Annotated in this window: 27 protein-coding genes; 15 read left to right on the top strand and 12 right to left on the bottom strand. The window is 53.2% G+C overall.

The window, feature by feature from the left end; translation table 11 throughout:
• The first annotated feature begins 255 nt into the window (after nucleotides 1-255).
• From ABRZ28_RS13395 to ABRZ28_RS13370, 6 genes are all read left to right on the top strand, one after another.
• Entirely contained in the window at nucleotides 256-888 is a 633-nt protein-coding gene (locus tag ABRZ28_RS13395) for a paraquat-inducible protein A (RefSeq protein WP_330520502.1), read from the top strand.
• A complete protein-coding gene (locus ABRZ28_RS13390; protein ID WP_330520501.1) occupies nucleotides 881-1504 on the top strand; it encodes a paraquat-inducible protein A in 624 nt (207 codons plus the stop codon). Before ABRZ28_RS13395 ends, ABRZ28_RS13390 begins: the two co-directional genes overlap by 8 nt.
• Entirely contained in the window at nucleotides 1501-3168 is a 1668-nt protein-coding gene (locus ABRZ28_RS13385) for a PqiB family protein (protein WP_330520500.1), read from the top strand. Before ABRZ28_RS13390 ends, ABRZ28_RS13385 begins: the two co-directional genes overlap by 4 nt.
• Nucleotides 3165-3773: a PqiC family protein gene (locus ABRZ28_RS13380; protein ID WP_330520499.1), complete on the top strand. Its 609-nt coding sequence runs from the start codon at nucleotides 3165-3167 to the stop codon at nucleotides 3771-3773. Before ABRZ28_RS13385 ends, ABRZ28_RS13380 begins: the two co-directional genes overlap by 4 nt.
• Before the next feature lie 449 nt (nucleotides 3774-4222).
• The gene (locus tag ABRZ28_RS13375) at nucleotides 4223-4456 is read left to right on the top strand and encodes a hypothetical protein (RefSeq protein WP_319604790.1); all 234 of its coding nucleotides are present in this window, start codon (nucleotides 4223-4225) and stop codon (nucleotides 4454-4456) included.
• An 11-nt stretch (nucleotides 4457-4467) separates the two neighbouring features.
• Entirely contained in the window at nucleotides 4468-6252 is a 1785-nt protein-coding gene (locus ABRZ28_RS13370) for a gamma-glutamyltransferase family protein (protein ID WP_330520498.1), read from the top strand.
• 235 nt (nucleotides 6253-6487) lie between these two features.
• On the opposite strand, the gene ABRZ28_RS13365 is transcribed toward ABRZ28_RS13370, so the two are convergent.
• Nucleotides 6488-7054, bottom strand: a complete 567-nt coding sequence (locus tag ABRZ28_RS13365) for an RBBP9/YdeN family alpha/beta hydrolase (protein WP_330520497.1) — start codon at nucleotides 7052-7054, stop codon at nucleotides 6488-6490.
• A 221-nt stretch (nucleotides 7055-7275) separates the two neighbouring features.
• On the opposite strand from ABRZ28_RS13365, the gene ABRZ28_RS13360 reads away from it, so the two are divergent.
• Nucleotides 7276-7488 carry a hypothetical protein gene (locus tag ABRZ28_RS13360; RefSeq protein ID WP_319604793.1) on the top strand — a complete coding sequence of 71 codons (213 nt, stop codon included), beginning with the start codon at nucleotides 7276-7278 and terminating at the stop codon, nucleotides 7486-7488.
• Nucleotides 7489-7724: 236 nt separating this feature from the next.
• Here ABRZ28_RS13360 and ABRZ28_RS13355 read toward each other — a convergent pair whose 3' ends face one another.
• The 5 genes from ABRZ28_RS13355 to ABRZ28_RS13335 form a co-directional block, all read right to left on the bottom strand.
• Nucleotides 7725-8252: an L-2-amino-thiazoline-4-carboxylic acid hydrolase gene (locus tag ABRZ28_RS13355; RefSeq protein ID WP_330520496.1), complete on the bottom strand. Its 528-nt coding sequence runs from the start codon at nucleotides 8250-8252 to the stop codon at nucleotides 7725-7727.
• 228 nt (nucleotides 8253-8480) lie between these two features.
• Nucleotides 8481-9362, bottom strand: coding sequence for a transporter substrate-binding domain-containing protein (locus tag ABRZ28_RS13350; protein ID WP_319604795.1), 882 nt, complete (start codon nucleotides 9360-9362; stop codon nucleotides 8481-8483).
• 63 nt (nucleotides 9363-9425) lie between these two features.
• Entirely contained in the window at nucleotides 9426-10118 is a 693-nt protein-coding gene (locus ABRZ28_RS13345; RefSeq protein WP_330520494.1) for an amino acid ABC transporter permease, read from the bottom strand.
• 12 nt (nucleotides 10119-10130) lie between these two features.
• Nucleotides 10131-10826, bottom strand: coding sequence for an ABC transporter permease subunit (locus ABRZ28_RS13340; protein WP_319604797.1), 696 nt, complete (start codon nucleotides 10824-10826; stop codon nucleotides 10131-10133).
• Nucleotides 10827-10861: 35 nt separating this feature from the next.
• Nucleotides 10862-11602, bottom strand: a complete 741-nt coding sequence (locus ABRZ28_RS13335) for an amino acid ABC transporter ATP-binding protein (protein WP_330520493.1) — start codon at nucleotides 11600-11602, stop codon at nucleotides 10862-10864.
• Nucleotides 11603-11891: 289 nt separating this feature from the next.
• On the opposite strand from ABRZ28_RS13335, the gene ABRZ28_RS13330 reads away from it, so the two are divergent.
• The 3 genes from ABRZ28_RS13330 (at nucleotide 11892) to ABRZ28_RS13320 (ending at nucleotide 14699) form a co-directional block, all read left to right on the top strand.
• Nucleotides 11892-12893 (top strand): uroporphyrinogen decarboxylase/cobalamine-independent methonine synthase family protein, encoded by a 1002-nt coding sequence (locus ABRZ28_RS13330; RefSeq protein ID WP_330520491.1) that lies wholly within the window; start codon nucleotides 11892-11894, stop codon nucleotides 12891-12893.
• Nucleotides 12894-13222: 329 nt separating this feature from the next.
• On the top strand, nucleotides 13223-13537 hold the full coding sequence (locus ABRZ28_RS13325) for a hypothetical protein (protein WP_319604800.1): 315 nt from the start codon (nucleotides 13223-13225) through the stop codon (nucleotides 13535-13537).
• Nucleotides 13538-13541: 4 nt separating this feature from the next.
• Nucleotides 13542-14699, top strand: a complete 1158-nt coding sequence (locus ABRZ28_RS13320; protein WP_319604801.1) for a M20 aminoacylase family protein — start codon at nucleotides 13542-13544, stop codon at nucleotides 14697-14699.
• Nucleotides 14700-14857: 158 nt separating this feature from the next.
• Here the strand turns inward: ABRZ28_RS13320 and argC are convergent, their stop codons facing one another.
• From argC to ABRZ28_RS13290, 6 genes are all read right to left on the bottom strand, one after another.
• Nucleotides 14858-15796 (bottom strand): N-acetyl-gamma-glutamyl-phosphate reductase, encoded by a 939-nt coding sequence (argC, locus tag ABRZ28_RS13315; protein ID WP_319604802.1) that lies wholly within the window; start codon nucleotides 15794-15796, stop codon nucleotides 14858-14860.
• A 144-nt stretch (nucleotides 15797-15940) separates the two neighbouring features.
• Nucleotides 15941-16285, bottom strand: coding sequence for an ArsR/SmtB family transcription factor (locus ABRZ28_RS13310; protein ID WP_319604803.1), 345 nt, complete (start codon nucleotides 16283-16285; stop codon nucleotides 15941-15943).
• Between the two features lie 88 nt (nucleotides 16286-16373).
• Nucleotides 16374-17453 carry a hypothetical protein gene (locus ABRZ28_RS13305; protein WP_319604804.1) on the bottom strand — a complete coding sequence of 360 codons (1080 nt, stop codon included), beginning with the start codon at nucleotides 17451-17453 and terminating at the stop codon, nucleotides 16374-16376.
• Nucleotides 17454-17554: 101 nt separating this feature from the next.
• A complete protein-coding gene (gene cutC, locus ABRZ28_RS13300; protein ID WP_319604805.1) occupies nucleotides 17555-18304 on the bottom strand; it encodes a copper homeostasis protein CutC in 750 nt (249 codons plus the stop codon).
• A 129-nt stretch (nucleotides 18305-18433) separates the two neighbouring features.
• Complete coding sequence (locus tag ABRZ28_RS13295) at nucleotides 18434-19120, bottom strand: response regulator (protein ID WP_330520515.1); 687 nt, start codon at nucleotides 19118-19120, stop codon at nucleotides 18434-18436.
• Nucleotides 19110-20744, bottom strand: a complete 1635-nt coding sequence (locus ABRZ28_RS13290; protein ID WP_330520490.1) for an ATP-binding protein — start codon at nucleotides 20742-20744, stop codon at nucleotides 19110-19112. The genes ABRZ28_RS13295 and ABRZ28_RS13290 overlap by 11 nt, the downstream gene beginning before the upstream one ends.
• A 359-nt stretch (nucleotides 20745-21103) precedes the next feature.
• On the opposite strand from ABRZ28_RS13290, the gene ABRZ28_RS13285 reads away from it, so the two are divergent.
• From ABRZ28_RS13285 to citE, 5 genes are read left to right on the top strand one after another with little or no spacing between them, the layout of a single operon-like run.
• The gene (locus ABRZ28_RS13285) at nucleotides 21104-22489 is read left to right on the top strand and encodes a 2-hydroxycarboxylate transporter family protein (RefSeq protein ID WP_330520489.1); all 1386 of its coding nucleotides are present in this window, start codon (nucleotides 21104-21106) and stop codon (nucleotides 22487-22489) included.
• A gap of 37 nt (nucleotides 22490-22526) precedes the next feature.
• Nucleotides 22527-23396, top strand: a complete 870-nt coding sequence (locus tag ABRZ28_RS13280) for a fumarylacetoacetate hydrolase family protein (RefSeq protein WP_330520488.1) — start codon at nucleotides 22527-22529, stop codon at nucleotides 23394-23396.
• A gap of 57 nt (nucleotides 23397-23453) precedes the next feature.
• A complete protein-coding gene (gene citC, locus ABRZ28_RS13275) occupies nucleotides 23454-24500 on the top strand; it encodes a [citrate (pro-3S)-lyase] ligase (protein WP_319604809.1) in 1047 nt (348 codons plus the stop codon).
• Between the two features lie 41 nt (nucleotides 24501-24541).
• On the top strand, nucleotides 24542-24832 hold the full coding sequence (gene citD / locus ABRZ28_RS13270) for a citrate lyase acyl carrier protein (protein WP_319604810.1): 291 nt from the start codon (nucleotides 24542-24544) through the stop codon (nucleotides 24830-24832).
• Nucleotides 24829-25710: a citrate (pro-3S)-lyase subunit beta gene (gene citE, locus ABRZ28_RS13265; protein WP_319604811.1), complete on the top strand. Its 882-nt coding sequence runs from the start codon at nucleotides 24829-24831 to the stop codon at nucleotides 25708-25710. The genes citD and citE overlap by 4 nt, the downstream gene beginning before the upstream one ends.
• The last annotated feature ends 7 nt before the right edge of the window (nucleotides 25711-25717 follow it).

Below are 25717 nucleotides of genomic sequence, written 5' to 3'. Positions count from 1 at the left end.
ACGTCCGAAGGATGCGAAACCACACCAGAGAACGTTAAGGGGCTATGTCCCCTGGGTTGATGACAACCTTCCCTACCCCGTGATTCCCGCCTACGACCGCGGGAATGACTGGGCGTAGCGGAGGATGACTATGGCGTATTATAGGCTTTGTCATTAGTCTGAGGGGCAATGACCCTGGATAACCACCGCGGCGGGAAACAGATAGATGCCAATACTGTTTCCCGCCGCTTATTAAGAGCCTGTCACGGCGGCATTATGAAAGTATATCCTCATCTGGTGATCTGTCCGTACTGCGACAGCCTGTACCGATACCGGACGCTCGGCGCCGGAGAAAGCGCGAGCTGCGAACGTTGCCATGCAGTATTGTATCGCGCCGCACGGCTCAACATCGAACGCATGCTGGCGATGACGCTGACCGCCCTGATCGCCTTTTTCATCGCTAATATTTGTCCGGTCATGACGGCCAGCTTTCATGCGGTACAAAATAGCGCCACGCTCTGGCAGGCCTCCTGGGCGCTTGCCCAGGGGAGTACGCTGCCGATGGCGATCGGCATGCTTTTCCTGCTGATTATTATTCCATTCCTGCAAATTACGCTCTTTGGCTGGCTGCTCATCTATGCGCGTCTGGGTCTGCGGGCGCCCGGCTTCACCGGCGCCATGAAGTGGCTTTTATGGCTGCGTCCCTGGAATATGATTGAAGTCGGCATGCTGGGCTTTCTGGTTTCAGCGATCAAGCTTTCCAGCTTTGTGCAGATTATCCCCGGCGCAGGATGCTGGGCGATGGCGGTGCTCATGCTGCTTATTACCCTGCTGAACCACCAGGATATCCGCGCCCTGTGGACGCTAATCCCCTGGGCCACCGATGATGAGACCGCTAGCCATGAATAGGCCGCGTTATGCCCGCCGGATCAAGCTGCGCGCATGCCCGCTATGCGGATTGGTCTGCGAAACAGCGCATGAGAATAATATGACGCCCCGCTGCCCGCGCTGTCACACGCGGCTGTATTACCGACGCCCCGTCGGAGTCCAGCGCGCCTGGGCGTTGCTGATTGCCGCCATGATTTTTTATATTCCTGCGAATGTGCTGCCGGTGATGTATACCCGCTTTTTCGGCCAGGGAAGCGACAGCACCATTATGTCCGGCGTAATCGACTTCTGGCGCAGCGGCTCATACGGTATCGCGCTGCTTATTTTTACCGCCAGCGTGCTGATCCCCTGTATGAAATTCCTGGCGCTGGGGTTGCTGCTGATCACCGCACAGCGGCAAAGCGCTTGGGCCATGGCCGAACGAACGTCGCTCTACCGATTGACTGAATTTATCGGCTACTGGTCCATGCTCGATGTGGTGGTGGTGGCCGCTGTTTCGGCGCTGGTGCGGTTTCAGGCGCTCAGTGAAGCGGAACCGCGCAGCGGCATCCTGTTTTTCGGTCTGGTGGTGGTATTAACCATGCTGTCCGCCATGAGCTATGACCCGCGACTTATCTGGCAAGGTGACGATAAATGACCCACGAACACCAACAATACAGCGAACCCGCCGTCGCCCGCCGGCGCTGGCGGTTATCTCCCATCTGGCTGGTTCCGGGCATTGCCTTGCTGATCGGCGTCGCCATGCTGATCAATAGCTGGCTCTCAGCAGGACCGGAGCTCACCCTTTCCTTCCAGACGGCCGCCGGTCTGGAGGCGGGAAAAACCGCCGTCAAATATAAGGATGTGACGGTGGGAATAGTGAAAGATATCACGCTGAACGCCGACAGCTCACGGGTCATGGCGCGCGTACAGCTCGACAAAAACGCCGCGGATCTGGCCCGTGCGGATACCCGTTTCTGGGTGGTGCGGCCGCGCGTCGGTATTGGGGGCGTAACGGGGATCGATACCCTGCTGTCAGGCGCCTATATTGGCGCCGACAAAGGAAACTCGCCGCAATCAAGCCGGGATTTCGTCGGCCTTGAATCGCCGCCGGCCATTATCAACGGCGCGGCGGGCTCCCGTTTCATCGTACAGACCGACGATTTAGGATCGCTGGATATCGGTTCGCCGGTTTATTACCGCCGCGTGCAGGTCGGCCGCATTGCGTCGTATCAGTTGGACGAAGAGGGAGAGCACGTCAATCTACAGGTTTTTATTGAAGCGCCTTACGATCGTTTCGTTACGGCGGATTCGCGTTTCTGGAACGTAAGCGGGCTGGACCTTTCCGTGGGCGCCAACGGATTCCGCCTGCGCACGCAGACGGTGGCGGCCATCATGGCCGGCGGCATCGCCTTCGCTACGCCGGAAGCGGATAAAGCGGATAAACAGGTCGTTGCAACCCCGACGCCGCCCGCCAAAGCGTATGTATTGGCGAAAGATCAGGAGTCCGCCATGGCGCCGTCGGACGGCCCGGCCATTAGCTTTACTTTACGCTTTGAACGCTCGCTGCATGGTTTGTCGGTCGGCGCGCCGGTGGAGTTCTCCAGTATAAAAATCGGTAGGGTGACCGCGGTCGATCTCGATTACAGCGCGACAGGCTATCGTTTCCCGTCGGTCGTCGGTATCGAAGTCTACCCCAGCCGGCTCGGCAACGTACTGAATAAACTGCCCAAGCCCAAAGGGGAACTTGAGCGGGAAACCGCCGTATTTCTCCGCGATCTGGTGGCGCATGGTCTAAGAGCGCAGGTGTCGCCCAGTAACTTCCTGACCGGACAGCTCTATATTTCACTCGATTTTGTACCCAATGCCGCTAAAGTCCCGTTTGATATTCACGCCCAGCCGCTGGTTCTGCCGACGGTCAACGGCGGGTTTGACCGCTTACAGGAACAGATGGCGAGCATCATCAGCAAGGTCGATAAAATGCCGCTGGAGTCTATCGGACAAAATCTTAACGCTACGCTGGCCGGGCTGGATAAAACCCTGACCCAATTCAATGGGAAAACCTTGCCCGAAACAAACCAGTTAATCCGGCAAATGCGGCTGACGACCCGCAGCGCGCAGGATCTGCTGGCCGAGGATTCACCGCTGGCGATCGGTTTTTCCCAGACCTTGCAGGACGCTTCACGCACGCTGCGCGCCCTGCGTAATCTGGCCGACCAGCTTGACCGTCATCCTGAATCGCTGCTGCGGGGCCGCCCGACGGATCCCTCCCTGCGCAAGGCGGAGCAGATTAATTCATCCTTTAAAGGCGCGGAAAAATGATCTTAATATCGCGACTGTGCTTATTTACCCTGCTGGCCGCGCTGGCGGGCTGTTCCTCGCCGACGGTGCGTTACCACACGCTGGTCGCGCCGCCGACAGCGGCGCAAAACGCCGCGCCGCCGGCTTCTTTTGTGATTGAGGTTTTACCCGTCGGCGTGCCGGCGCAAATCGATCTGCCCCAGTTGGTGGTGCGTCAGGGAGAAAGCGACGCGCTGATTCTGGATAACGAACGCTGGCTGAGTCCGCTGGGCGATGAGTTCCGTTCAGCGCTGTCCGCCGGCCTGGCGGAGCGTCTGGGTACGCAGGATGTCGCCGGTCTGAACCGAACCGACGAAAAACCGGTGGTCAGAATACGGCTCCAGGTACGGCGGTTCGATATTTGGCCCGGTCGGTTCGTCAGACTGGAGTCGGACTGGAGTCTGAGCGCCCGAAATGGCGAAAACCGCACACAACTGGTCTGTCACAGCCGGTTAACGGAACGGGCCGAACAGGGAGATACGGCAATATTCGCGGCACAGCAGCAGGCGGTTGCCCGGCTGACCGACCAGATTGCCGGCACGCTTCATCGCTGGGCGGCTAACGGACAAGGCAGTTGTATTTTGTAGCGCGGCGTTGCCCCAGGAAGCATTCAATTAACGGATAACAGCGCGCTCTGGTGGTTAGGTCGCGGCGGGCGACGCTGCGTTAGCTAAACCGCAAGCGCCCTGCCCGCCGCACTGACCAACGCATGCGTTTTTCGACATATCTCCCCCGCTCGGCATATTCCCCTCTTATCAAGACGGCCATTCACGCCTTCATGTAGACAGCCATAACGGCTCGTACACACATAAAATAAAAGTATGACTAAGGTATCACGACATAAATCGCTGTAAAAAACGCACCGGCGACTGCCTTTGCACCATTTTTGGCAAAATTAACAATTCATTGATGTTAAAAGCATCAATATGCCAGTAATTTCGCTGAGTTGGCCGCGTTTTCCCTGCTTGGTTCGCCATGTTGACATCGTATTCGCATCATGGTTTTTATTGAATCAATTAAGAATTGGAATGAACCAATGAATAAGAACTCAGAGAAAATAACGGTAGAGAACGCCAATTACGCACTGGAACGGCTGCGGGAACTGTTAAACGAAGGCGTCATTGAACCAAACGGAAAACTACCTACGGAACGGGCGCTCTCGGCCGCAAGCCCGACAAAGGTGGCAGCCATGCCGCCAACCGCGTTAGCAGGCACCAATTTTATGGAAATCATAGAGGTCCGGCTGCGCATCGAGCCGTTTAACATATGAAGGATATGGTTATGCCTGCATTCACCACACGTCCCGAGATCCTCGGCACCTTCGGCGTCGTCGCCTCGACTCACTGGATGGCCTCGGCCGTCGGCATGAGCATACTGGAAAAAGGCGGCAACGCGTTTGACGCCGCGGTGGCGACCGGTTTTGCCTTGCAGGTGTTCGAACCCCACCTGAACGGCACCGGCGGCGATATGCCCGCCGTTATCTATTCGCGCAAGAAAGATAAGGTGGAAGTGATCTGCGCGCAGGGCGCCGCGCCGGCCGGCGCGACCATCGAACACTATCGCGCCGAAGGGCTGGATTTGATCCCCGGCGACGGCCTGCTCGCCACCGTGATCCCCGGCGCGTTCGACGGCTGGATGCTGATGCTGCGCGATTACGGCACAATGAGCGTGCGCGAAGTCCTGGAGCCGGCGATCCACTATCTGGAGAACGGCCATCCGCTGCTGCCGCGCGTCGCCGCGACCATCAACGACCTGGGCGAATTTTTCCGTCGGGAGTGGCCGACCTCCTATGAAACCTGGCTGCCGGGCGGCGTCGCGCCCACGGCGCTGTCGAACTTCAAAAACCCGGCGCTGGCCGCGACCTGGAAACGGATTATCGGCGAAGCCGAAGCCAGACCCGGCCGCGAGGCGGGCATTGACGCCGCGCGGGATGCCTTTTACCGCGGCTTTGTCGCCGACGCGATCGGCGAGTACCTGAAAACGGCGGAGGTCATGGACGCCAGCGGCACGCGCCACAAGGCCGTGCTGACCGCCGAAGATCTGGCGAACTGGCGCGCCACCGTCGAAGAGCCGGTCACCTATGACTATCACGGCTGGACTATCGCCAAGACCGGGCCATGGGGGCAAGGGCCGGTGCTGCTGCAAGCGCTGGCGCTGCTCAAGGGGGTCGATATCGGCGCGATGGATCCGAGCGGAGCGGATTTCGTTCACACCGTGGTGGAAGCCATGAAACTGGCCTACGCCGATCGCGAAGTCTATTACGGCGATCCCGCCTTTTCGCCGGTGCCGCTCGCCACATTGCTTTCGGAGGATTATAACCGGGAACGCCGCCGGCTGATTGGCGCGCAAGCGTCGCTGGAATTGCGCCCCGGCCGCTTACCCGGTTTTGAAGCGCAGCACGATCTCACCATGACGATGCTGGATGCCATGAGCGGCAGCGGCGCGGTCTACGAACCAACCATGTCGCACCTCAGTGAAAAACGCGGCGACACGGTTCATATTGACGTCATCGACCGCGAGGGCAATATGGTTTCGGTCACGCCGTCCGGCGGCTGGCTGCAATCATCCCCGATTATTCCGGGGCTTGGCTTCTGCCTCAACTCCCGCGCCCAGATGTTCTGGCTGAAACCCGGCCTGCCGACCTCGCTGGCGCCCGGCAAACGTCCGCGCACCACGCTGACGCCGTCGCTGGCGCTGTATCAGGGCAGGCCGACGCTGTCATTCGGCACGCCCGGCGGCGATCAGCAGGACCAGTGGCAGCTGGCGTTCTTTCTGCGCTACGCGCATTTCGGCATCAACCTGCAACAGGCCATCGACCTGCCGCTGTTCCATACCGCGCATTTTCCCGGTTCGTTCTATCCGCGTACCCGCCAGCCGGGCAATGTGATGATCGAAAGCAGTATCGGCGAAGCCACGCTGGCGGCGCTGAAGGCGCGCGGCCATGACATTTCCACCGCCGCCCCCTGGACCATCGGACGTTTGACCGCCGCGCGCCGCGATGCCGACGGCTTGCTGCGCGCAGCCGCCACGCCGCGCCTGATGCAAGCATACGCGATTGGCCGCTGATGGATTAGCCGACACCGGCCGCGTATCGAACCGGCGGGTTTTCCGCTGGTTCGATACGCCGCACGTTTGCACTAAAAACATTCAGCAAGATATCGAACGTACCCTGGTCAATCGCCTATGCGTGAACAACGAAAAGAGTGTAGAACACGGGGACGTCGTGCAACCGATACGGCAAGAAAGCGTCAACCCAAACGGCATGTTTTAAGCGACGGGCAATCGCATCATCGCGGCGTCATCATTTTAAATGATCGCGCAGTATATTGCGCAACGCCGGAAACTGGTGAAAACCGTCACAGTCCAGAAAATGGCCGCAGCCGTTAAAGCTGTAGAGTTCGGCATCCAGTTGCTCGCGCAGCTTTACCGTATAACGCGGCGCGACGATGGTATCGTTTGATGACAGGATGGTGATTCGATGTTTTATTACTTTGCGCAATAAATCGAAATCGATCGGCGTTGCGGTAAAATCGCTAAGCTCGGGATGCGTTTCAATCTGTTCCGCAAAGCCGGAGACCAGAATCACGCCCCCGACCTTCAACCGCTCATGTAAAGAAGACAAATAACGCAAAACGGTGATACAGCCTAAACTGTGTCCAATAAACCAGGTTTTTTCATTGGGCATATCAATCGTATTACGCAATTTCGCCAGCCATTTTTCCGGTCTGGGCGCTCGCGGCTTCGGCATTTGGGGGATTAACACGCGGATATCGGCGTCTTCACACTGCTGCCGTAGCCATTGAAACCAATGATGCCGCGGCGTCGATAAGAATCCATGTACTATGATGATATTATTGACATAGCTCATATATCCTCCTGCCGCCCAAGAAACAACGCGTCGATGATGATAAGCAAACAGCATCAACCATAACGCGTTTCTATGTCAGACTTGTGTCAGAACAGACAACCGACTCATAGAGTGATACCGTTGATTCATTGAAATGTAAACAATCTTTCATTTGAATGAAATAAAAATGGCGCATAGTTGAAACACAAGGATTATCCCCATACGTCATTGAAGGAGTCATTATGTCGTTAGTGCAGGCATTCACCTACTACGAGGCTGAAGAACTTATAAAAGCCGGCATTGTCAGAAAGATAAAATTGGCTTTTGATATCGGAAGCGATGATTTTTTCAAATTAGCCATGCTTTGTACGGACAGAGGCGGAAAGATATTTAAAAAAGATGACTACTTTATTATTTCAATGAAAAAAACAATCATCCCTGCAAACGTTTGTTAAAATAATAAAAAAATCGGGCGAAAAAAAATTAATCAAATTGGATTATCCCGATAGCCATGACATTGGCTATCACGGATGCTACACGCTTTAAAATAACAGCGGAAAACCATTTTTACCTTATCGCCGGCACTCCCTCTGCCCCATTACCGCAGACGGCGTATTACCCGCGGGGAAATGCCGGCGATAATCCTTCAGCGAAAATCCCTCACGCAGCCATCGTCGTCCGTTCGTCAATATCAAGAAGCGTGCGATCTTCTATAATGGATCTCACAAACTTGACCGCCTTTAGCGATCGTACTGCCCAATGCAAACTCCAGATTAGAAAATGCCGTCGCCAGCGCGCTATCGCCTTCCATACAAATATCGCATAAGTTCGCCAGCTCGGCCGTGGTTCTATTTTGCTGCAACCACTTGTTAACATACGGACAGTAATGAAAATGAACCTGAAACTCCTCCTCCGTCGCCTTGATCAACTCCATCTCATAAACGTTGGGTTCTAATCCAGAGGTGAATTTTTTTGCAAACTCAATAATATCATTGGGATCTTGCATCGATTGCGCCATATCGCGTCCATTGGCCGCACCATAATCATAAATAGCGGCGCGGGCGAAACCGTCGTCCAGACCTTGATTTCTCGCTTCGTCAATCATATTGGCAATGGTGGACGCCCTTTTTTCCGTCACGCCTCTTAGGGCAAGCGTCACCTCATCATTTATTGATGGCGTGTTATTTTTTCTGATTTTTTCCCGTAGTTTATTACTCATCACTGTAACCTATTTATTATTTTCGCTTTACCATCTACATCCTAAATAATTCGAGTTGCAGGAAGGCGGCAAGGGAAGGAATCCCGATGAGCTTACTCAGGTAAGTGATTCGGGTGAATGAGCGCAGCCAACGCATCCGCAGCTTGAAGTATGACGGATATATTTCAAACCAATCGCCATGTCCGGGTTAAGGGTGGACTAAATTGTCCATCCTTATTCAGGCATGCCTTAAAACTTGGTTGGCACCGTTATATCTTTTGCGCCGTCCAACGCATAAACATCTCCACCAAGCCACTTCACGGACAGCTTGGCCAACGTTCCGTCATTTTTAAGGTCGATTAATACTTTATCAATTTCTTTTAATAATTCAGCCGATTCCGGCGTTTTGCTATACAAAAACACATTCGGGAAAATGCCTACGGAATTGGATACTTTCAGATTCAAATCGATTTTTTTAGTCACGGCCAGGAATGCGCCGATGGGATAAATCGCGGCATCATACTCACCGGAAGCCACAGACTTGAATATATCGGCTGCGGTTTGTTCCCCTGTGGCCTTTAATACAATCTGATTATCGGGATTCGCCGCATTGTAGTCGGCAATAACCTCATAACGCGCATCGCTGACATGGATAGGCACAAGCCGTTTGCCCGACTTGGCGAAATCCGCCAGAGAGTTTATTTCGTTATCATCTTTCCTTACGATCAGTCTCAAATCACTTAAGCCTGTCGGCTCTTTTGAGTAATCGTATTTTTCAGCGCGTTCCTTATTAATATAGAAGTGGTTCGCCGCTAAATTATAAGTCCCTGTGGATAACCCGACCAACATTGCATCGCGGGATACCGCATTAAAGTGAAATGAATATTGCGGTAATTTTTCATCAATAATACCCAGTAGTTCGCCATCGTAACCCGAAAACTTACCGGCATCATCAACAAAAGAAAACGGAAAAGAGTTTTCATTAATGACGACTTCAACTTCTTTCACCTGGCCGTTTGCCGTCGTATTGCCGTCGCTCGCCGCGCTATTACCGGAATCTGACGCATTATCACATCCCGCGATACCCAGGGCCAGCGCTGCGACGACTGCATATAAATATTTTTTACTCATATTATTAATTAACTCCTGTGATAAATTATATACCGTCATCTTAAAACCTATAGGTATATTATTTTATTTATAACAACTCAGTTTGACTTCTAAACAACGTAATGATTTTGAAATAGCGAAACAGATAATCAAATAGATAACAAATGCAATCAGATAAGCATCAATATAGTGAAATCCTTTGGCCGCAACGAACGTCGCTTTCCCCATGATATCCATTACAGAGATGGTATAAACCAGAGAGGTATCCTTGATTAAATCAATCACCACGCTGGTATAGTTGGGCAAAGCCTGGGTAGTGGCCTGGGGAAAAATAATCCGGCGTAAATAACTATGGGCCGGCAAGCCCATCGACCATGCCGCCTCAAACTGCCCCTTGTCGACAGAATGGTATGCCGAACGAAATACTTCTGCAAAATAAACGCTGAATGTAATGGTAAATGTGATTATCGCCACCAGGTTAGGATTGAGTTTATTCGCCCCCAACGCCAGGGAATAATCTCCTTTTAGCGCCCCCACGAAATACGGAAACGCAAAATATAAGAAGTAAAGAACGGCCAAATTGGGAACAGAACGACTGAACGACATAAATACAGCCGCGATGGGATAAAGAACCGGTATACGTTTTATTTTTATAACGGCAAAAGCGAACCCCAGCAGCGTCGATAAGATAACTGATGCGAAAGCAATACCTAATGTTAACGGAACAGCTTGCAAAACGACTGGAAAGTTAACAATAAAAAAATCTAAGCTGAACACAATATATACCTTCTAATCTAATAGATAGCGATATTTCTTTTCTATAAATTTCATCGCGACATCAATTAATACGTTAATTATCCAATAAATAATAATTACTGATATAAAGGCCTCAAGTTGGTTTACGCCATAATTGCTGTTCGAGATTTTTTTGGCGCGTCCAAACACATCGACAATACCGATCAAACTGACTAACGAGGTAAGTTTAACAATGTTAATCATTAAGTTACCCAAGTTGGGGATAGCAATAATGGTGGCCTGAGGCAAAATAATACGAAAAAATCCGCCGAAAACGGGAATTGCCAAACTGTTTATCGCTTCAAGTTGCCCTTTATCTACGGCGTTATAGGCCGAACGCATCATTTCCGAGAAATAAGCGCTCATGCCCAGCGTAATCGCCAGGATGGCCAAAAAGCTGTCGCTGAATAATCGCTGGCTGACGCCGAGTTGCGACAGAAAAACTTTTGAGCCAAAAAAAACCAAAAAGATCAACAACAAAAGCGGCGTGCTGCGCATCACGTCAATGTAAATCAGCGCCGCTGATTTGATAACAATCCGCTGACTTCCCTGCATCACGGTCAACAACAGACCGAGCAATAAGCCGAATACCAGCGACGTTATCGAGATATACAAGGTGACGGATAAGTTCTCCAACAGCTTAGGGAATATTTCAATAATTTCAGATATATCAATAAATCTGCTTTCCATTATGACTATCTCATTTTGACCTGTTCAGAGCCGATTTATATCGTAAAGTTGATACGTTCCAAAAACTCTTTCGTACGCGCTTCTTTAGGATTACTGAATATTTCACGCGGAACGTTCTCTTCAACGATAAGGCCTTTTTCCATAAAGATGACATTGGAAGCCACTTCGTTGGCAAAGCTCATTTCATGGGTAACGATAATCATCGTCTGCCCTTCCTGAGCAATTTCCTTAATCAGCTTTAATATTTCGCCCACAATCTCTGGATCCAGAGCCGATGTCGGTTCATCCAGCAATAAAACTTCAGGATTCATCGCCAACGCCCTGGCTATCCCCACGCGCTGCTTTTGTCCGCCGGAAAGTTTACTGGGGTAAGTATCTTGCTTATACGCCAATCCCACTTTGCGCAGCAGGTTTTCAGCAATGTCTTTCGCTTCTTTTTTCGCCATGCCTTTGGCGTAAACCAACCCTTCCATCACATTTTCCAGTGCGGTTTTGTTATTAAACAGGTTGTATGACTGGAACACCATCGCGGTTTTCGCACGAATATTTTGAATGTCTTTTTTACTCGCTTTTTCACAATCCACTGAAACTGAATCGATGGTGATGCGGCCTTTATCCGCCTTTTCCAAAAAATTAATACACCTTAACAAGGTTGTTTTACCTGAACCGCTCGGCCCGATAAGGCAGACCACCTGACCTTTTTTTATCTCGATTGATGCGCCTTTCAAAACCTCTTCATCGTCAAAACGCTTATGAATATTTTCTAGCCTGATCATTAATATTTCCTATGTTACTTATCAAATTTGCACTGATAGGTAACGATGTCTTTGTTATGTTGTGAACAAAACGTTTCTTCGATGTTCTACCCTAATGATTCATAATGATATAATTGGAATCTTGATTTCGATACTATCATGGCAAAAATCATTATCATATAATATTACCGAATATATATATCCAACAAAATAATATAAGAACATATATTAACCTGTTGATATAAAATCAGAATGGCGAATATCCTATAAATAATATTTAACAGATACTTCAATCAAAAGGCGGCTCACGATGGCGAAAAGCAAACGGCAGATCTTTTTTGATTCATTGGATAGCAAAAACGAAACGGTTCTGGCCAGCGTTTGGCATCATTTTTTGGATAATGATGAACAAGTTTATGGCTTTCAAAATGATGCAATCATCAAAAAAAACATCCTTGCACAGCAACAATTTTATCAAAAAAATCAACCCGACTTCACTAAAATAATGAGCGATGCCTTTCTTCTTCATCCTTCCGTCCTCAATACGGAGATAAATAGCGTTCAGGATTTTAAAAAAATCACATCGCTAGGCGGAGAGCATGAATGGATCGCCAAACAGGTCGATGCGGTGAAACAAATTATTTCTTCCTACCATGGCGAAATCGCAGCGATATACAATATTTTCGCCCCGGCATATTATTTTCGATTAAAATTTGACATGATCGATAATGACAAAAATAAATTCCCACGTCTGGTTGAAGAAGATCCCTACTTATTCTCACTGGCTTTAGAGAAAATAGCCGATGATATTACGCTTCTAGTAGAAAAACTAATCAATGAGGCGCGCATTGATGGCATCTACCTGTGCGTGCAGAGCGTGCAAAGCCCGACATTTAGCGAGGAAAGCTACCGTAAATATATTGAACCCAGCCAGTTGCGAGTGTTAAACGCAGCTAATCAGTTAAGTCGTTATAATGTACTGCATATTTGCGGCTTCGAAGGGCGGGTCAATGATTTACGCCATTTTGCCCACTACCCTTTTAAAGCAGTCAATTGGGCAACCTGCGTAGAAAAAATTTCTCTGGAAGAAGGGAGAAAGCTATTTGTCGACAAAGCCATTCTGGGTGGTTTTGATAACACGCCGCAAGGCGCTTTATATAAAGGCATTCCCAGTGAAATTGAAAAAAAAACGCGAGATATTATTGCCCAAAACGGCAAAGCGGGATTGCTCTTAGGCGCCGATTGCAGCGTGCCGAAAGATATTGATTTCAAAAATATTCAGTTCGCCGCCCGCATAGCAAACGATATTTAACCTGTCGCCGCCAACGGCATGTTAATTAAAGGGAAGCATCGGCGATGAACGTCGTTCGCTTAAGAACCGCGATCCTCAGGTCGACCACCACCAAAGCATCCCGTCCGCGTTGGCGGCGGGAGCCTGCCGGAGAGGGCGTTATGTGACTTCTCCGGGGAAAGTCAATGTGATGAGTCTCGTTCGCACCTGCCGGTTAGGAATACGATATACGAAAATTTCATTTCCGATTTAGCCACGGCTTCGGCCAAAATCATGTTGCCAATCCGGAAGATAAAGCAACCGAGGTCAGGCCAATCAACACATCCAAATACTATCCGTTCATCCGCCCCATGCTGGAAACCGCGCAAGCGGATGAAGTAGCGAGTGACGATACCGTTTTTGTACCCGATGTCCCCGGTAATGACATCTTCTCCCCCCTGCTCGCAGGGAGTCGCAGCATACACGATGCCCATGAAGAAATTACCGCCGCAGTCATCGTAGCCATGCCGCTCAGCGATGAGACTGTTCGCATCGCCTACGGCCGCGGAAATGAACGTTCAGCGGGTATTGAAGTTTTACGTGCCGACGGCGAAATAACGCCCCTCTGGGTCAAAACCGCAGAGAAACCGCAGTCTGGCTTTAATTGTGGCGCTGGAGAGGAATAACCTGATGCCTATTGCACAACATTTAATCGCTGAAGCCACCGCATGGCGCCATGAGCTTCATTCCCATCCCGAATTAGGATACCAGGAACATGCCACCTCCAGGCGCGTGGCGGAATTGCTCACGTCATTCGGTCTTCAGGTGCATACCGGCCTGGGCGGCACCGGCATCGTGGCGACGCTGGAAAATGGTCAGGGACCAACGATTGGGCTGCGCGCGGATATGGATGCGCTGCCCATTACCGAGCTGAGCGATGTCAGCTATAAGTCGCATAATAACGGCGTGATGCACGCCTGCGGGCATGACGGGCATACCGCGATTTTGCTTGCCGCCGCCAAACACCTGAGTGAAACGCGCGACTTCAGCGGAACGGTACATTTCGTCTTTCAGCCTGCCGAAGAGAACCTCGGCGGCGCATACAAAATGGTCGCCGACGGATTATTCGAACAGTTTCCCATGGACGGTATTTACGCGCTGCATAACTGGCCCGGATTACCGGTCGGCCATATCGGTTTAAGCAGCGGCGTCATGATGGCGTCGCTGGACTCATTCGAAATTGTCCTTACCGGGAAAAGCTGTCATGCCGCAATGCCGGAAAACGGCGCCGACCCCATCGTCGCCGCCTCAGAATTGATACTGTCCCTGCAAACCATTCCCGCCCGCCGCCTCTCCCCTCAGTCCTCAGCCGTTATCAGCATTACGCAGATTTCCGGCGGCGAAGCGATTAACGTTATCCCGGAGAAAGTCACGCTGCGCGGCACCATGCGATGTTTGCAGAACGATGTGCGTATTAAGGTTAAAGAATTGATTAACGAATTTGTCAACGAGCTCCCCCGCGTTTTCGGCGTCACCGGCGAAATCCTCTACTATCCGGGCTATCCGGTAACCGTGAATCACGAGCAGGAAGCATTGAACGTGCGCGAAGCCATTGGCGCCGTATTGGGCGCAGCCAAAGTGCATTGGCAGATCAGCCCCTCGATGGCGTCCGAAGATTTTGCCTGCATGCTGGAAGCCTGCCCCGGCGCCTACTTCTGGCTCGGCTCCGATGGGGCTACGCCATCAAAACCGCTGCATAATGCTTATTACGATTTTAATGACGCATTAATTAAGCCTGGCGTCGAATCATGGACATCGCTGGTCGAGACGCTGTTGCCGAAATCCTGACGGTCATTCCTCAGCAAATACGCCCATGACCGGGATCTTCCAGCGGTCGGCTCGGCGCAACATCGGCCTCTACGATTCGCATACCGTCGGCTGGCGGCTTCTCGGCTAACGTCGGGAAGGGAAAACCACTCCCCAACGCGATGTTGCAGCGGGAATTATCATGAAGGCAGATTAACGCAGGTTTGTTCCGGCAATCCCAGCATGACGTTCAGGTTCTGAACCGCCGCGCCCGACGCCCCCTTACCTAAATTATCCAGCCGCGATACCAGCATGGTTTGCTTGTATTCAGGATGAGAAAAAACGAACAGTTCCAGCATATTGCTGTTGTTCAACGCTTCCGGCATCAGATAAGGCGCGCTCTCTTCCGGCACGGTGTTAAAGCGTTTCACCTTGATAAACTGTTCGCCGTCATAAAACGCATTCAACACCTGGTAGACGCGCTCGCCGTCCACATCCATATTCAGCGGGATAAACACCAGCATGCCCTGAGCGTAATCGCCTACCGCCGGCTGAAATATCGGCCGAACAGAGAGACCGCCCCACTTCTGGATCTCTTTCAGGTGTTTGTGATCGAATCCCAGACCGTAGGCGGCGTAACCGGCCGCATCATGCTGGTAACGTTCAATCATCGCCTTGCCGCCGCCGCTATAGCCGGAAATCGCATTAATCGACAGCGGCGTTTGCGCATTGATGACACCTTTGCGCACCAGCGGCGCCAGCAGCGTGATGGCGCCCGTCGCATAACAGCCGGGGTTGGAAACATGGCTGGCCTGACGGATTTTTTCGCGCTGATCGTCAGCCAGTTCCGGCATCCCGTAAACCCAGCCCGCTTCGGTGCGATGCGCCGAGCTGGCATCCAGTACGCGCGCGCCGACGGCATCGGCAAGCGTCACCGCTTCACGCGCGGCGGCATCCGGCAAACACAAAATAGTGATATCGGCGGCGGACATCATCTCCTGACGAGCTTCCGCCTCTTTACGTCTCTCCTCTTCAATGTTGAGGAGTTCGATATGAGGGTGGTTGACCAGACGTTGCTGTATCTGCAACCCGGTGGTGCCCGCCTGACCGTCAATAAATACACGATATTTGTTGCTCATAGACCTGTCTTTCCGAGTAGATAAAAAGCTATATACCCCCTAGCCTGTCAGCCCGTGGGATATAAACGGATTTGGCAAATAATATACTATTTGCGCATGAGCGAGGGATAGAAATGCGATTATTCGCATTGGTGACGCCGATAATCAGGCTGAGGGCAGATTTTTGGACGTCGATTCGGCGGTGACCGGATCCTGATAAAGCGCGTTCAGCAGCGAGTCGAGCAATCCCGGAAAGCGCGCGTCCAGATCGTCGCGACGCAGCGATAACAAATTTTCCCGTCCGTAAGGACGCTGCCAAATAACGCCGCTATCGCGCAACACGCGCCAGTGGTGCGTCAGCGTCGATTTCGGGATCCCCTGCAACACCGCGCTACAGGCGAACTCGCCGCCGTTGGCTAGCACGCGCACCACCGTCAGCCGCACAGGATTGCCCAGCGCGGTAAGCACATTTTCCAGTCGAATCTGATCGCGATCGGGATGATTTATCATCGTCGCAATGTATCCACTAGTACGCGGACAGTCAAACTATTTAAATTTCGGCATCATCCGCGCGCTGACGACGTAGGCTGGTCATGTGTTATAGGATGAACCATTCGACGGGGCGAGTTGGAGGCTCGTCCGCCGCCACCGTCGGCGGACGATCTGCAAGCTCGATACTGGTGATTCTATTCGACGACGATCTGGCTCGCAGCATCTTGGTGGCGGTATACCACTCATACGTACCGTAACCTTTATCGCTGGCGATATCATTGCTGTCGCGCCGTCCTAGCCGGTCAAACAGCGCATCAACCGGTTTTCCGATAAAAGTGTCGACCTGCGCGGAAACCGCGATCAAATCTTCATCCTCGGCGGCAATGTAATCACAACGATGGTAGGGAACAAACTTACGTACTCCTGCCTGAGGACGAGGCCGGATAGACATCAGTTCGTCAAAGAATTGTTGTAAGGTCAGTCGCCCGGCCTCGCCTGGATACAAGGCGATATCCTGCGCTGCCGGCAAGGACGCGCCGTACAACTCAAATTGCAGATAATGCTTTCGGTCACAGAGGTATAAACCACCCTGCGCAAGCTCGGCGATACCATAGCGTCCATCCGCAGAAAAGCGGATAGGCGAACCGGACCAGCTAATCACCTGTTTTTCCGGCAGCAGGCATTCATAGTCATAGCCTTGTCCGGTAATCCGCTCCTGCTCGACCAGCATGCGCACCTCCGTTTCCGATAGCGACATATCTCGCATAGTGGGACTGGTCAAGGTTGCATGCGTCCTGCGCAATATCGAACGGGATAAGGGGTTGAAAGTGCATGGATATGGCGATGGATATGGCGATGGAGATTCGTCAACAAGCATACCGAGCTTAATGTCCAAAAATGCGATACAAAAACAATGTAGGATAAGGGCCGCTACGCTGGCCAGCAGAGGTAAAATCCAGCCGGACAGCGTCAGGAACATGGCGCAACTCACCGCCAGAACAGCACTGTGTATCCAAGGGAGAATCAGATCATTCAACGGGTGCGAGCTGAACATACGCCACATCACCGCTCGAAATGCTGACAGTAAACACCAAAAAACCATGGCCCACGCCAGCGGTTGCGGTACAAAAAATACCGTAACCGGCAGCAACAGTAACTGGACCCATTCGTACAAAATGATGACCATACCGGCTATCTCCTTCCGAAATCCTATCGGTCAAACCTCATCGCCAAGCGCCATCAAGCGGGTTGCGCAAAAAGGGCGATAATCCTTATGCCACCGGCAGTCTAACCGGCCTGAATGAAATTCCGCATGATCGCCTTCATTTCTCTCACCGCCGCTTCGCTTACCGTGTCGATAAGATATTCATCGTTGCTTGCATGACTCATGCACACGTCGGGATTGCGATATTGCATTGCCGAAGCTATCCGCATGCCGGCGGAAGAGTGCAGCTCATTCAGACCGATAGCCAGAAAAGCGGCGAGATTGGCGGTTCTGACGCCGCAACCCGCCATAATGACCGGGCCGCGGCTGGCGTGATGAAGTTTTTCCAGCAGTTCGAGTCCGCGTTGCGCCGTGGACTGCTGACCGGAAGTAAGGATTCGTTTTATACCCAGATCCTCCAGCGCCTTCAGCGCGTCAAAAGGAGAACGGCACATATCGAAAGCGCGATGAAACGTCACCTCCATGCCGTCGCACTGTTTCAGCAGCCGTTCCATACGGGGAACATCCACCGCGCCGCGTTCGTCGAGCACGCCGAACACCGCGCCTTTAAAGCCGGCCTGACGAATAAACGTCAGATCGCGCTCCATGACATCCATATCGGCATCGCGATAGCAAAAATCGCCGCCTCGCGGACGGACAATCGGAAACACGGGAATGGAAAGGCGCTCGCGCGCCAGACAAAGCGCGGCGTAGGACGGCGTCAGCCCCCCTTCCCTGGGGGCGCTGCACAGTTCAATTCTGTCGGCGCCGGCGCGTTCCGCCTTGAGGGCGCTCTCCAGGCCATAACAGCAGACTTCCAATATCTTAGGCATGTTCATAGGGTCTCGATTTTCCATCAGCCGGACTGTATCGCCAAATTCTAGCGTTTTACGCCTGCCGGCATCCAGATAACCATAGCATTTAACGTCGTTCCCACGCGACGGGGGGGATTCGCGGCGGCATTATACCCGCCGGTACATCCGGCGCGGATGGCCGATTTTGCCGTACAGCATTTCAACCCGCAATCTTCCGCTTTGCACGCCATGTTCCAGATAGCGTCGCACCGTGGTTTTACTGAGGCCGGTTTTATCGGCGATCTCATCCACCGAATAGCAGCGCGCGGCATCCTGCGCGAAAATCTCTTCTATCAGCAGCAGCGTGTTTTCCTCAATGCCTTTATTCCCGGCCTTCGGCATAAAGTCTTTCGACTGTAGCTGGTAAAGACTGTCGACGTTTTGCTGATCCACCACCTTCCAGGAACGTTGCGTCTGGTTGAACTGAATAAAACGCTCCAGCGAATGTTTCAGGCGCGTCCAGGATATCGGTTTGAGAATATAGTCAAAAGCGCCGCAGCGAATGGCCTGACTACAGGTATCCATATCGCTGGCGGCGGTGATAAAAATCACCGAGCAATTCATTTTTTTAATCAAATCGCTCTCCATCAGCGAAATCCCCTGTCCGTCCGGCAGGTAATTGTCCAGCAGCAGCAACTGCGGGCGCTTCGCCTGAATCAGTTCACGGGCTTCACGCAGGGTCGAGGCGCCGCCCACCAGCCGCAGCCAGGGATGATTGTCGATCAATTCCGCATATAACTGAGACAGTTGGCTTTCATCTTCCACTATCATTACGTCAATGAGTTCAGCTTGCATCATCACGTTCTTCCGGGTTATCGGACAGCGCGGCGTTGTCCGGGATAAAGACAGAAAACACCGCGCCCGAAGGCGGGTTGTCGGACACTTCGATCATTCCGCCGGCATGGCTGACGTAGCTGGCGACCAGATGCAAACCCAGCCCATGATCGCCTTGCGTTTTTGACGTCATACCCAGCGCGAAAATACGTTCCCGCTGTTCCGGCGCAATGCCGACGCCGTGGTCGGCGACTTCAATCACCAGTTCTCCCACGCTGGAAACCAGATACACCTCCACCGGCGCAAGTTCGCCGCCCCGCAGCAGCGTAGCCTCTATCGCGTTATCCAGCAGATTGCCGATTATCGACATCAGTTCCGTTTCCGACAACGTCGCAGGCACATGCGTGAGCCGACAGGCCGGGTCGAACGCCAGCTCGACGCCCTTCTCCCGCGCCCTGGCGTATTTTCCCAGCAACAGGCCGCATATCCTCGGCGAACAGAAGCGCGCGGAGACGAAATCGAGCAGTTCCTGCGCGTGTTCCGATTGCGCCTCGATATAATGAATCGCCTCGTCGTAGCGGCCCATATGCAGCAAGCCCGCCAGCGTGGCGGTCCAGTTAAGCTGCTCATGACGCATGATCCGCAAGTTGTCGGCATAGCGTTGCACCTGACTGAGCCGGATGCTCAGTCGATCGATATCGCCGCAATCGCGAAAGGTGATCACCCAGCCCTGAAGCTGATCTTCCAGCATAATCCTCACCCGACTGGCAATCACCGTCAGGTGGTTAAACAGGCAGATTTCGTCGTGAATATCGCTTTCCAGCATCACCTGCGGCGTGAAAAAACTGACCGGCGCAATCACCTGCGCCAGCGGCTTGCCGCGTAACTCACGCGAAGGGGTATCCAACGCCAGCAGCGTTTTCGCCGCCTGATTAATCACCGCGATGCGGTAGCGATCGTCAATGGCGATCACCCCTTCATAAATGGACTCCATCAGCGCCTTTTGCTGACGCACCAACAGACCGATTTGCCGGGGTTCGAGAGAAAACATCTGTTTTTTAATCGAACGGGAAAAAAACCAGGAAAAGATAAACAGCGCCGCCAGCAGCACAACCGCCATCAGCAGGATACGGATGACTTTATCGGCGGTCAGATTATTGATATGGCTGATGAGATAGCCCACGGAAACAATGCCGATCACCTGGCCGGCGGAATTACGGATCGGCGCTTTGCTGCGCAGCGACAACCCAATCCCGCCCAGCCGAATGGTGGTGGCGCTTTCGCCGGCCAGCACGGCCTCGTTGTCGCCGCCGACCAGCTTTTCGCCTATCCGGTCAGGATCAATCGAATGGAAAAGATGAATAGCGCGGTTATCGCCAATGACGATATAACTGGCGTCGCTGCGTGCGGCGATATTATTCATTAATTTCTTAATTGCCGGAATATCATTATATTCCACTGCCGTAACCAGTGAAGGAATAAGCGCGACTTCTTCAGCCTGAACCCTCGCCCGCATGCCGATGTCATCATATAACTGGCGTTCAATATCATAATAATAGTAAACGCCCAGAATTGAGAACAGCAATAAGAATAAAGCCATAAGATAAACAAACAATTTTATCTGGAAGGACGGTCGGAAAGGCATCAACGTATTCATTTATCCAAGCACAATATATCCACTTTAACATTTCTTTTTTTTACCGTAAGCGGTTGTGATGAAACTTGTGATCGTCTCCGCAGCATAACAACGGCCACAGCCGCCGTCACATCAGGCCGCTCATTTCGGGCAACAAAAAAATCACCGCGAATTAACAGTAATTATATATCTGCAAATAACACCATAAAAACCACGGATGATATATTTATCGAAAGTTAAATTAATTAAATAAAACCATAAAAACCATTTACTCCTTTAAAATACCATTTTTAATTTGCGTCACTTCACACAATACCGGTTGTTGACTCCCATACACTCCCAGCACAAATTGACAAGGGGGAAACATCATGAGTTTAACTGACGACGCTTATTCCGTTTCCGCAGATGCCATACCTGCGAAACAACCTCTGCAAAAGAAAACAAGCTCTGCGAAAGAAAAATGGTGGCACATTCTCGACACCTGGAAAATCGGCATTATTCCGCTGCCGTTATTTGTATTGGCCGGCGTGTTGATTGCCATCGACTGTCTGGGCGGTAAACTGCCAAGCGATATCGTGGTGATGGTGGCGACGCTGGCGTTTTTCGGCTTCGCCTGCGGCGAATTCGGCAAGCGCCTGCCGTTTGTCGGCAAAATGGGCGCCGCCGCCATCTGCGCGACCTTTATTCCTTCCGCGCTGGTGTATTACGGCCTGCTGCCCGACGCCGTGGTTGAATCAACCACCAAATTCTATAAAAACACCAATATCCTTTACCTTTATATCTGCTGCATCATCGTCGGCAGCATCATGAGCATGGATCGTAAAACGCTGATCCAGGGCTTTATGCGCATTTTCTTCCCGATGCTGTGCGGCGAACTGGTCGGCATGGTGGTGGGCATGGGCGTCGGCCTGGCTCTGGGCATGGACCCCTTCCAGATCTTCTTCTTTCTGATCCTGCCGATTATGGCCGGCGGCGTGGGCGAAGGCGCCATCCCGCTGTCTATCGGCTACGCCGCCCTGCTGCATATGGATCAGGGCGTGGCGCTGGGCCGCATTCTGCCGATCGTGATGCTGGGCAGCCTGACCGCGATCGTTATCTCCGGCACGCTGAACCAGCTCGGCAAACGCTATCCGCATCTGACCGGCGAAGGCCGACTGATGCCGGCCGACCACGCGGAGGGGCAAAAACCCCATGCGCAGAGTAACGCATTCAGCGGCAAGACCGATGTCACCACCATGGCTTCCGGCGCGCTGCTGGCGGTACTGCTGTATATGGTCGGCATGCTGCTGCACAAACTCATCGGCCTGCCTGCCCCGGTCGGTATGCTGTTCGCCGCCGTCCTGTTGAAGCTGGCGCACGGCGTATCCCCGCGCATCCTCGAAGGTTCGCAGGTAGTGTACAAATTCTTCCAGACTTCCGTGACCTACCCGATTCTGTTCGCCGTCGGCGTGGCGATTACCCCGTGGCAGGAACTGGTGAACGCCTTTACCCTGTCGAACCTGCTGGTGATCGTCAGCACCGTGTGCGCGCTGGTGGCGACCGGCTTCTTCGTCGGCAAAAAGATCGGCATGCATCCGATTGACGTCGCCATCGTCTCCTGCTGCCAGAGCGGCCAGGGCGGCACCGGCGACGTCGCTATCCTGACGGCCGGCAACCGCATGATGCTGATGCCTTTCGCCCAGATCGCCACGCGTATCGGCGGCGCGATTAACGTGTCGGTTTCCTTGCTGATACTTGGCAACTTCCTCGTTTGATGTCGTTATTAATGCTATTCTAGCTCAGGACTTTTTTATGAAATTGGCAAGTTATCTTCACCAAGGACGCAAATCCTACGGGATTGCAGCAGAGGACGGCATGATCGATTTGGGACGCCACCTCGGGGACTCGTTCCCGGACCTGAAAGCCTTGCTGGCGGGAAACGCTCTCGCCCAGGCGCAAGAATTGTCGCATCTGCCAGCGGATTTGGCCTTCAATACGCTGACCTTCCTGCCGGTGATCGAACATCCGGAGAAAATTCTCTGCGTGGGAATGAACTACGCGGAGAAACGCAAAGAGTTCGACCAACACAACCCGGCGCCTACGCTATTTGTCCGCTTTGCCGATTCGCAAACCGGTCACGCCTCGCCCATCATCAAACCCAGCCATTCCGTCGAGTTTGACTATGAAGGCGAACTGGCCGTGATCATCGGCCGGGCGGGCGAAAATATTGCCCGCGACCAGGCCCTGTCCCATGTCGCCGGATATAGCTGCTATATGGACGGCTCCGCCCGTGACTGGCAGCACACCTGGTTCACCGCCGGTAAAAACTGGCGGCAGACCGGCGCCTTCGGCCCCTGGATGACCACCTCCGACGAAATTCCCGATCCCAATACGCTGGCGATCCGCACCTGGCTCAACGGGCGCAAGGTGCAGGATGATAATACCCGCAGTATGATCCACAACGTCGCGGAGCTCATCGAATATATCAGTACGTTTACCGCCCTCAGCGCCGGCGATGTGATCATCACCGGCTCGCCGGGCGGCGTCGGCAAAAAGCGAGTGCCGCCGCTATTTATGCAGCCGGGCGATCGCATTGAAGTGGAAATCGAAAAAATCGGCCATCTCAGCAATGTGATTGTCGCGGCGGGCAGTCAGGTCGGCCATGCCGCTGCCGTACATTAAATATCGCAGGGCGGTTCGCCGCCCGGTTATTCACCATCAGGACATCAGGAACGGTATATGTTCAACCATGACTCTCTCGACTTTCGCGTCATCTCGGTCAGTCAGCCGCCCAACGGCATGCTGGAGAAGATCCGCGAGCTGTTGCAGCAAAACCAATTGGGCATGGACGACGATATCGAGCTGTTCGTGGCGGCCTGCGCCGGCAACCGGCTGGCGGGATGCGCCGGACTGGTGAGCAATACCATCAAATGCGTGGCGGTGGCGGAAAACTGGCGCGGCGCCAACCTGAGCGCCCGTCTGCTGAGCGAAGTGGAGAATCTGGCGGTGAGCCGCGGGCATTTTCATCTGTTTCTGTATACCCGCCCCGCCAACCGCGAGCGTTTCCTCGGCTGCGGGTTCTATCCGCTGGCGCAGTGGGATAACGTCGCGGTGCTGATGGAAAACACCCCGGTCGGCATCCGCAACTACTGCCGTTCCCTGCATAGCCATTATCATAGCGGCCAGCGTATCGGCGCCGTGGTCATGAACGCCAATCCGTTTACCCTCGGCCATCGTTATCTGGCCGAGCAGGCCGCCGCCACCTGCGACTGGCTGCACCTGTTTGTGGTCAGCGAGGACGTCTCCTATTTTCCGTTTCAGGAACGTCTGGAGATGGTGCGGCAGGGCGTCGCCGACCTGCCGAATGTGACCGTCCATGCCGGTTCGGAGTATATGATCTCCCGCGCCACCTTCCCCGGTTACTTTCTCAAAGACGCCGGTCAGGTGAATCAGGCCTGGAGCGTGATGGATCTGCTGATTTTCCGCCAGTACATCGCGCCGGCGCTGGGCATCACCCACCGCTTTGTCGGCAGCGAACCGTTCTGTCCGGTCACCCATCAATATAACTGCGATATGCACGACTGGCTGGAAAACCCGGCGCGCTCGCCGGCGCCGCCGCTGAGCGTCATCGAGATCCCGAGAAAACGTCATGCCGGCGGTAAGGCGATTTCCGCATCGGAAGTGCGCGCGCTGCTGAAGGCGCAACAGTTGGCGCCCATTCGCGACATCGTACCGGCCAGCACATTCGCCCATCTGCAACGGCACTATCATGTGGATGTGGCCTAACGCATTATTGATTAAACTTTTTAAAATCAGGAAACAACCCAATGAAAATTGTGAAGGAGGCGCTGGCAGGCACGGTTGAGTCCAGCGATTTGCTGGTGAAAATCGCCCCGGCCAGCGAGCTGAGCGTGGAGATCAACAGTGAAGTCATTAAACAGTTCGGCGACCAAATCCGTCGGGTGGTAAACGAAACGCTGGAAGCGCTCGGCGTGACCGAAGGGCTGTTGATCATCGACGACAAAGGCGCGCTGGATTGCGTGATCCGCGCCCGCGTGCAAAGCGCGGTATTGCGCGCCGCGCAGGCAGAAGAGATTGAGTGGGAGAAATTACGATGAAAAAACTTCGCCGCAGTATGCTGTTTCTCCCCGGCTCCAGCGCAGCCATGCTGTCCACCGCCTTCATTTACCGGCCGGACTCGATCATGTTCGATCTGGAAGACGCGGTCTCCCTGCGTGAAAAAGACACGGCGCGCATTCTGGTCTTCCATGCCTTGCAACATCCGATGTACCGCAATAGCGGTATCGAAACCGTGGTTCGCATCAATCAGTTAAGTACGCCGTTCGGCCTGAAAGATCTGGAAGCGGTGGTTCGCGCCGGGGTGGATGTGGTTCGCCTGCCGAAAACCGATACCCCGGAAGATATCTTCGAGCTGGAAGCCCACATCGAGCGCATCGAAAAGGCGTGCGGCCGCGAAGTCGGCTCCACCAAGGTGATGGCGGCGATTGAATCGGCGATCGGGGTGATTAACGCCGTCGCCATCGCCCGTTGTTCGCCGCGATTGATCGGTATTGCGCTGGCGGCCTTCGACTACGTGATGGATATGCAGACCGAACGCGGAGACGGCACCGAGCTGTTTTACGCCCGCTGCGCGGTGCTGCACGCCGCGCGCGCCGCCGGTATCGATGCGTTCGACGTGGTCTATTCCGACATTAATGATGAGGCCGGTTTCCTGCGGGAAGTCGAGCTGATCCGCAAAATGGGGTTCAACGGCAAATCATTGATTAACCCTCGTCAGATAGAACTGCTGCATAACGCCTACGCGCCGACGCAGGAAGAAGTCGATTACGCCCACCGGGTGATCGCCGCCGCCGAAGAAGGCGAACGCAATGGTCTGGGCGTCATTTCCCTTAACGGCAAGATGATCGACGGCCCGATCATCAACCATGCGCAAGTGGTACTGGAGCGCGCCAGCGCTTCCGGCGTTCGCAAGTAACATGCTG

It is taken from the genome of Brenneria sp. g21c3 (genome assembly GCF_040240345.1).
GTDB lineage: Bacteria > Pseudomonadota > Gammaproteobacteria > Enterobacterales > Enterobacteriaceae > Brenneria.
Note: the sequence above shows the minus strand (reverse complement) of the source record. Positions and strands in the feature narration are given on the sequence as shown.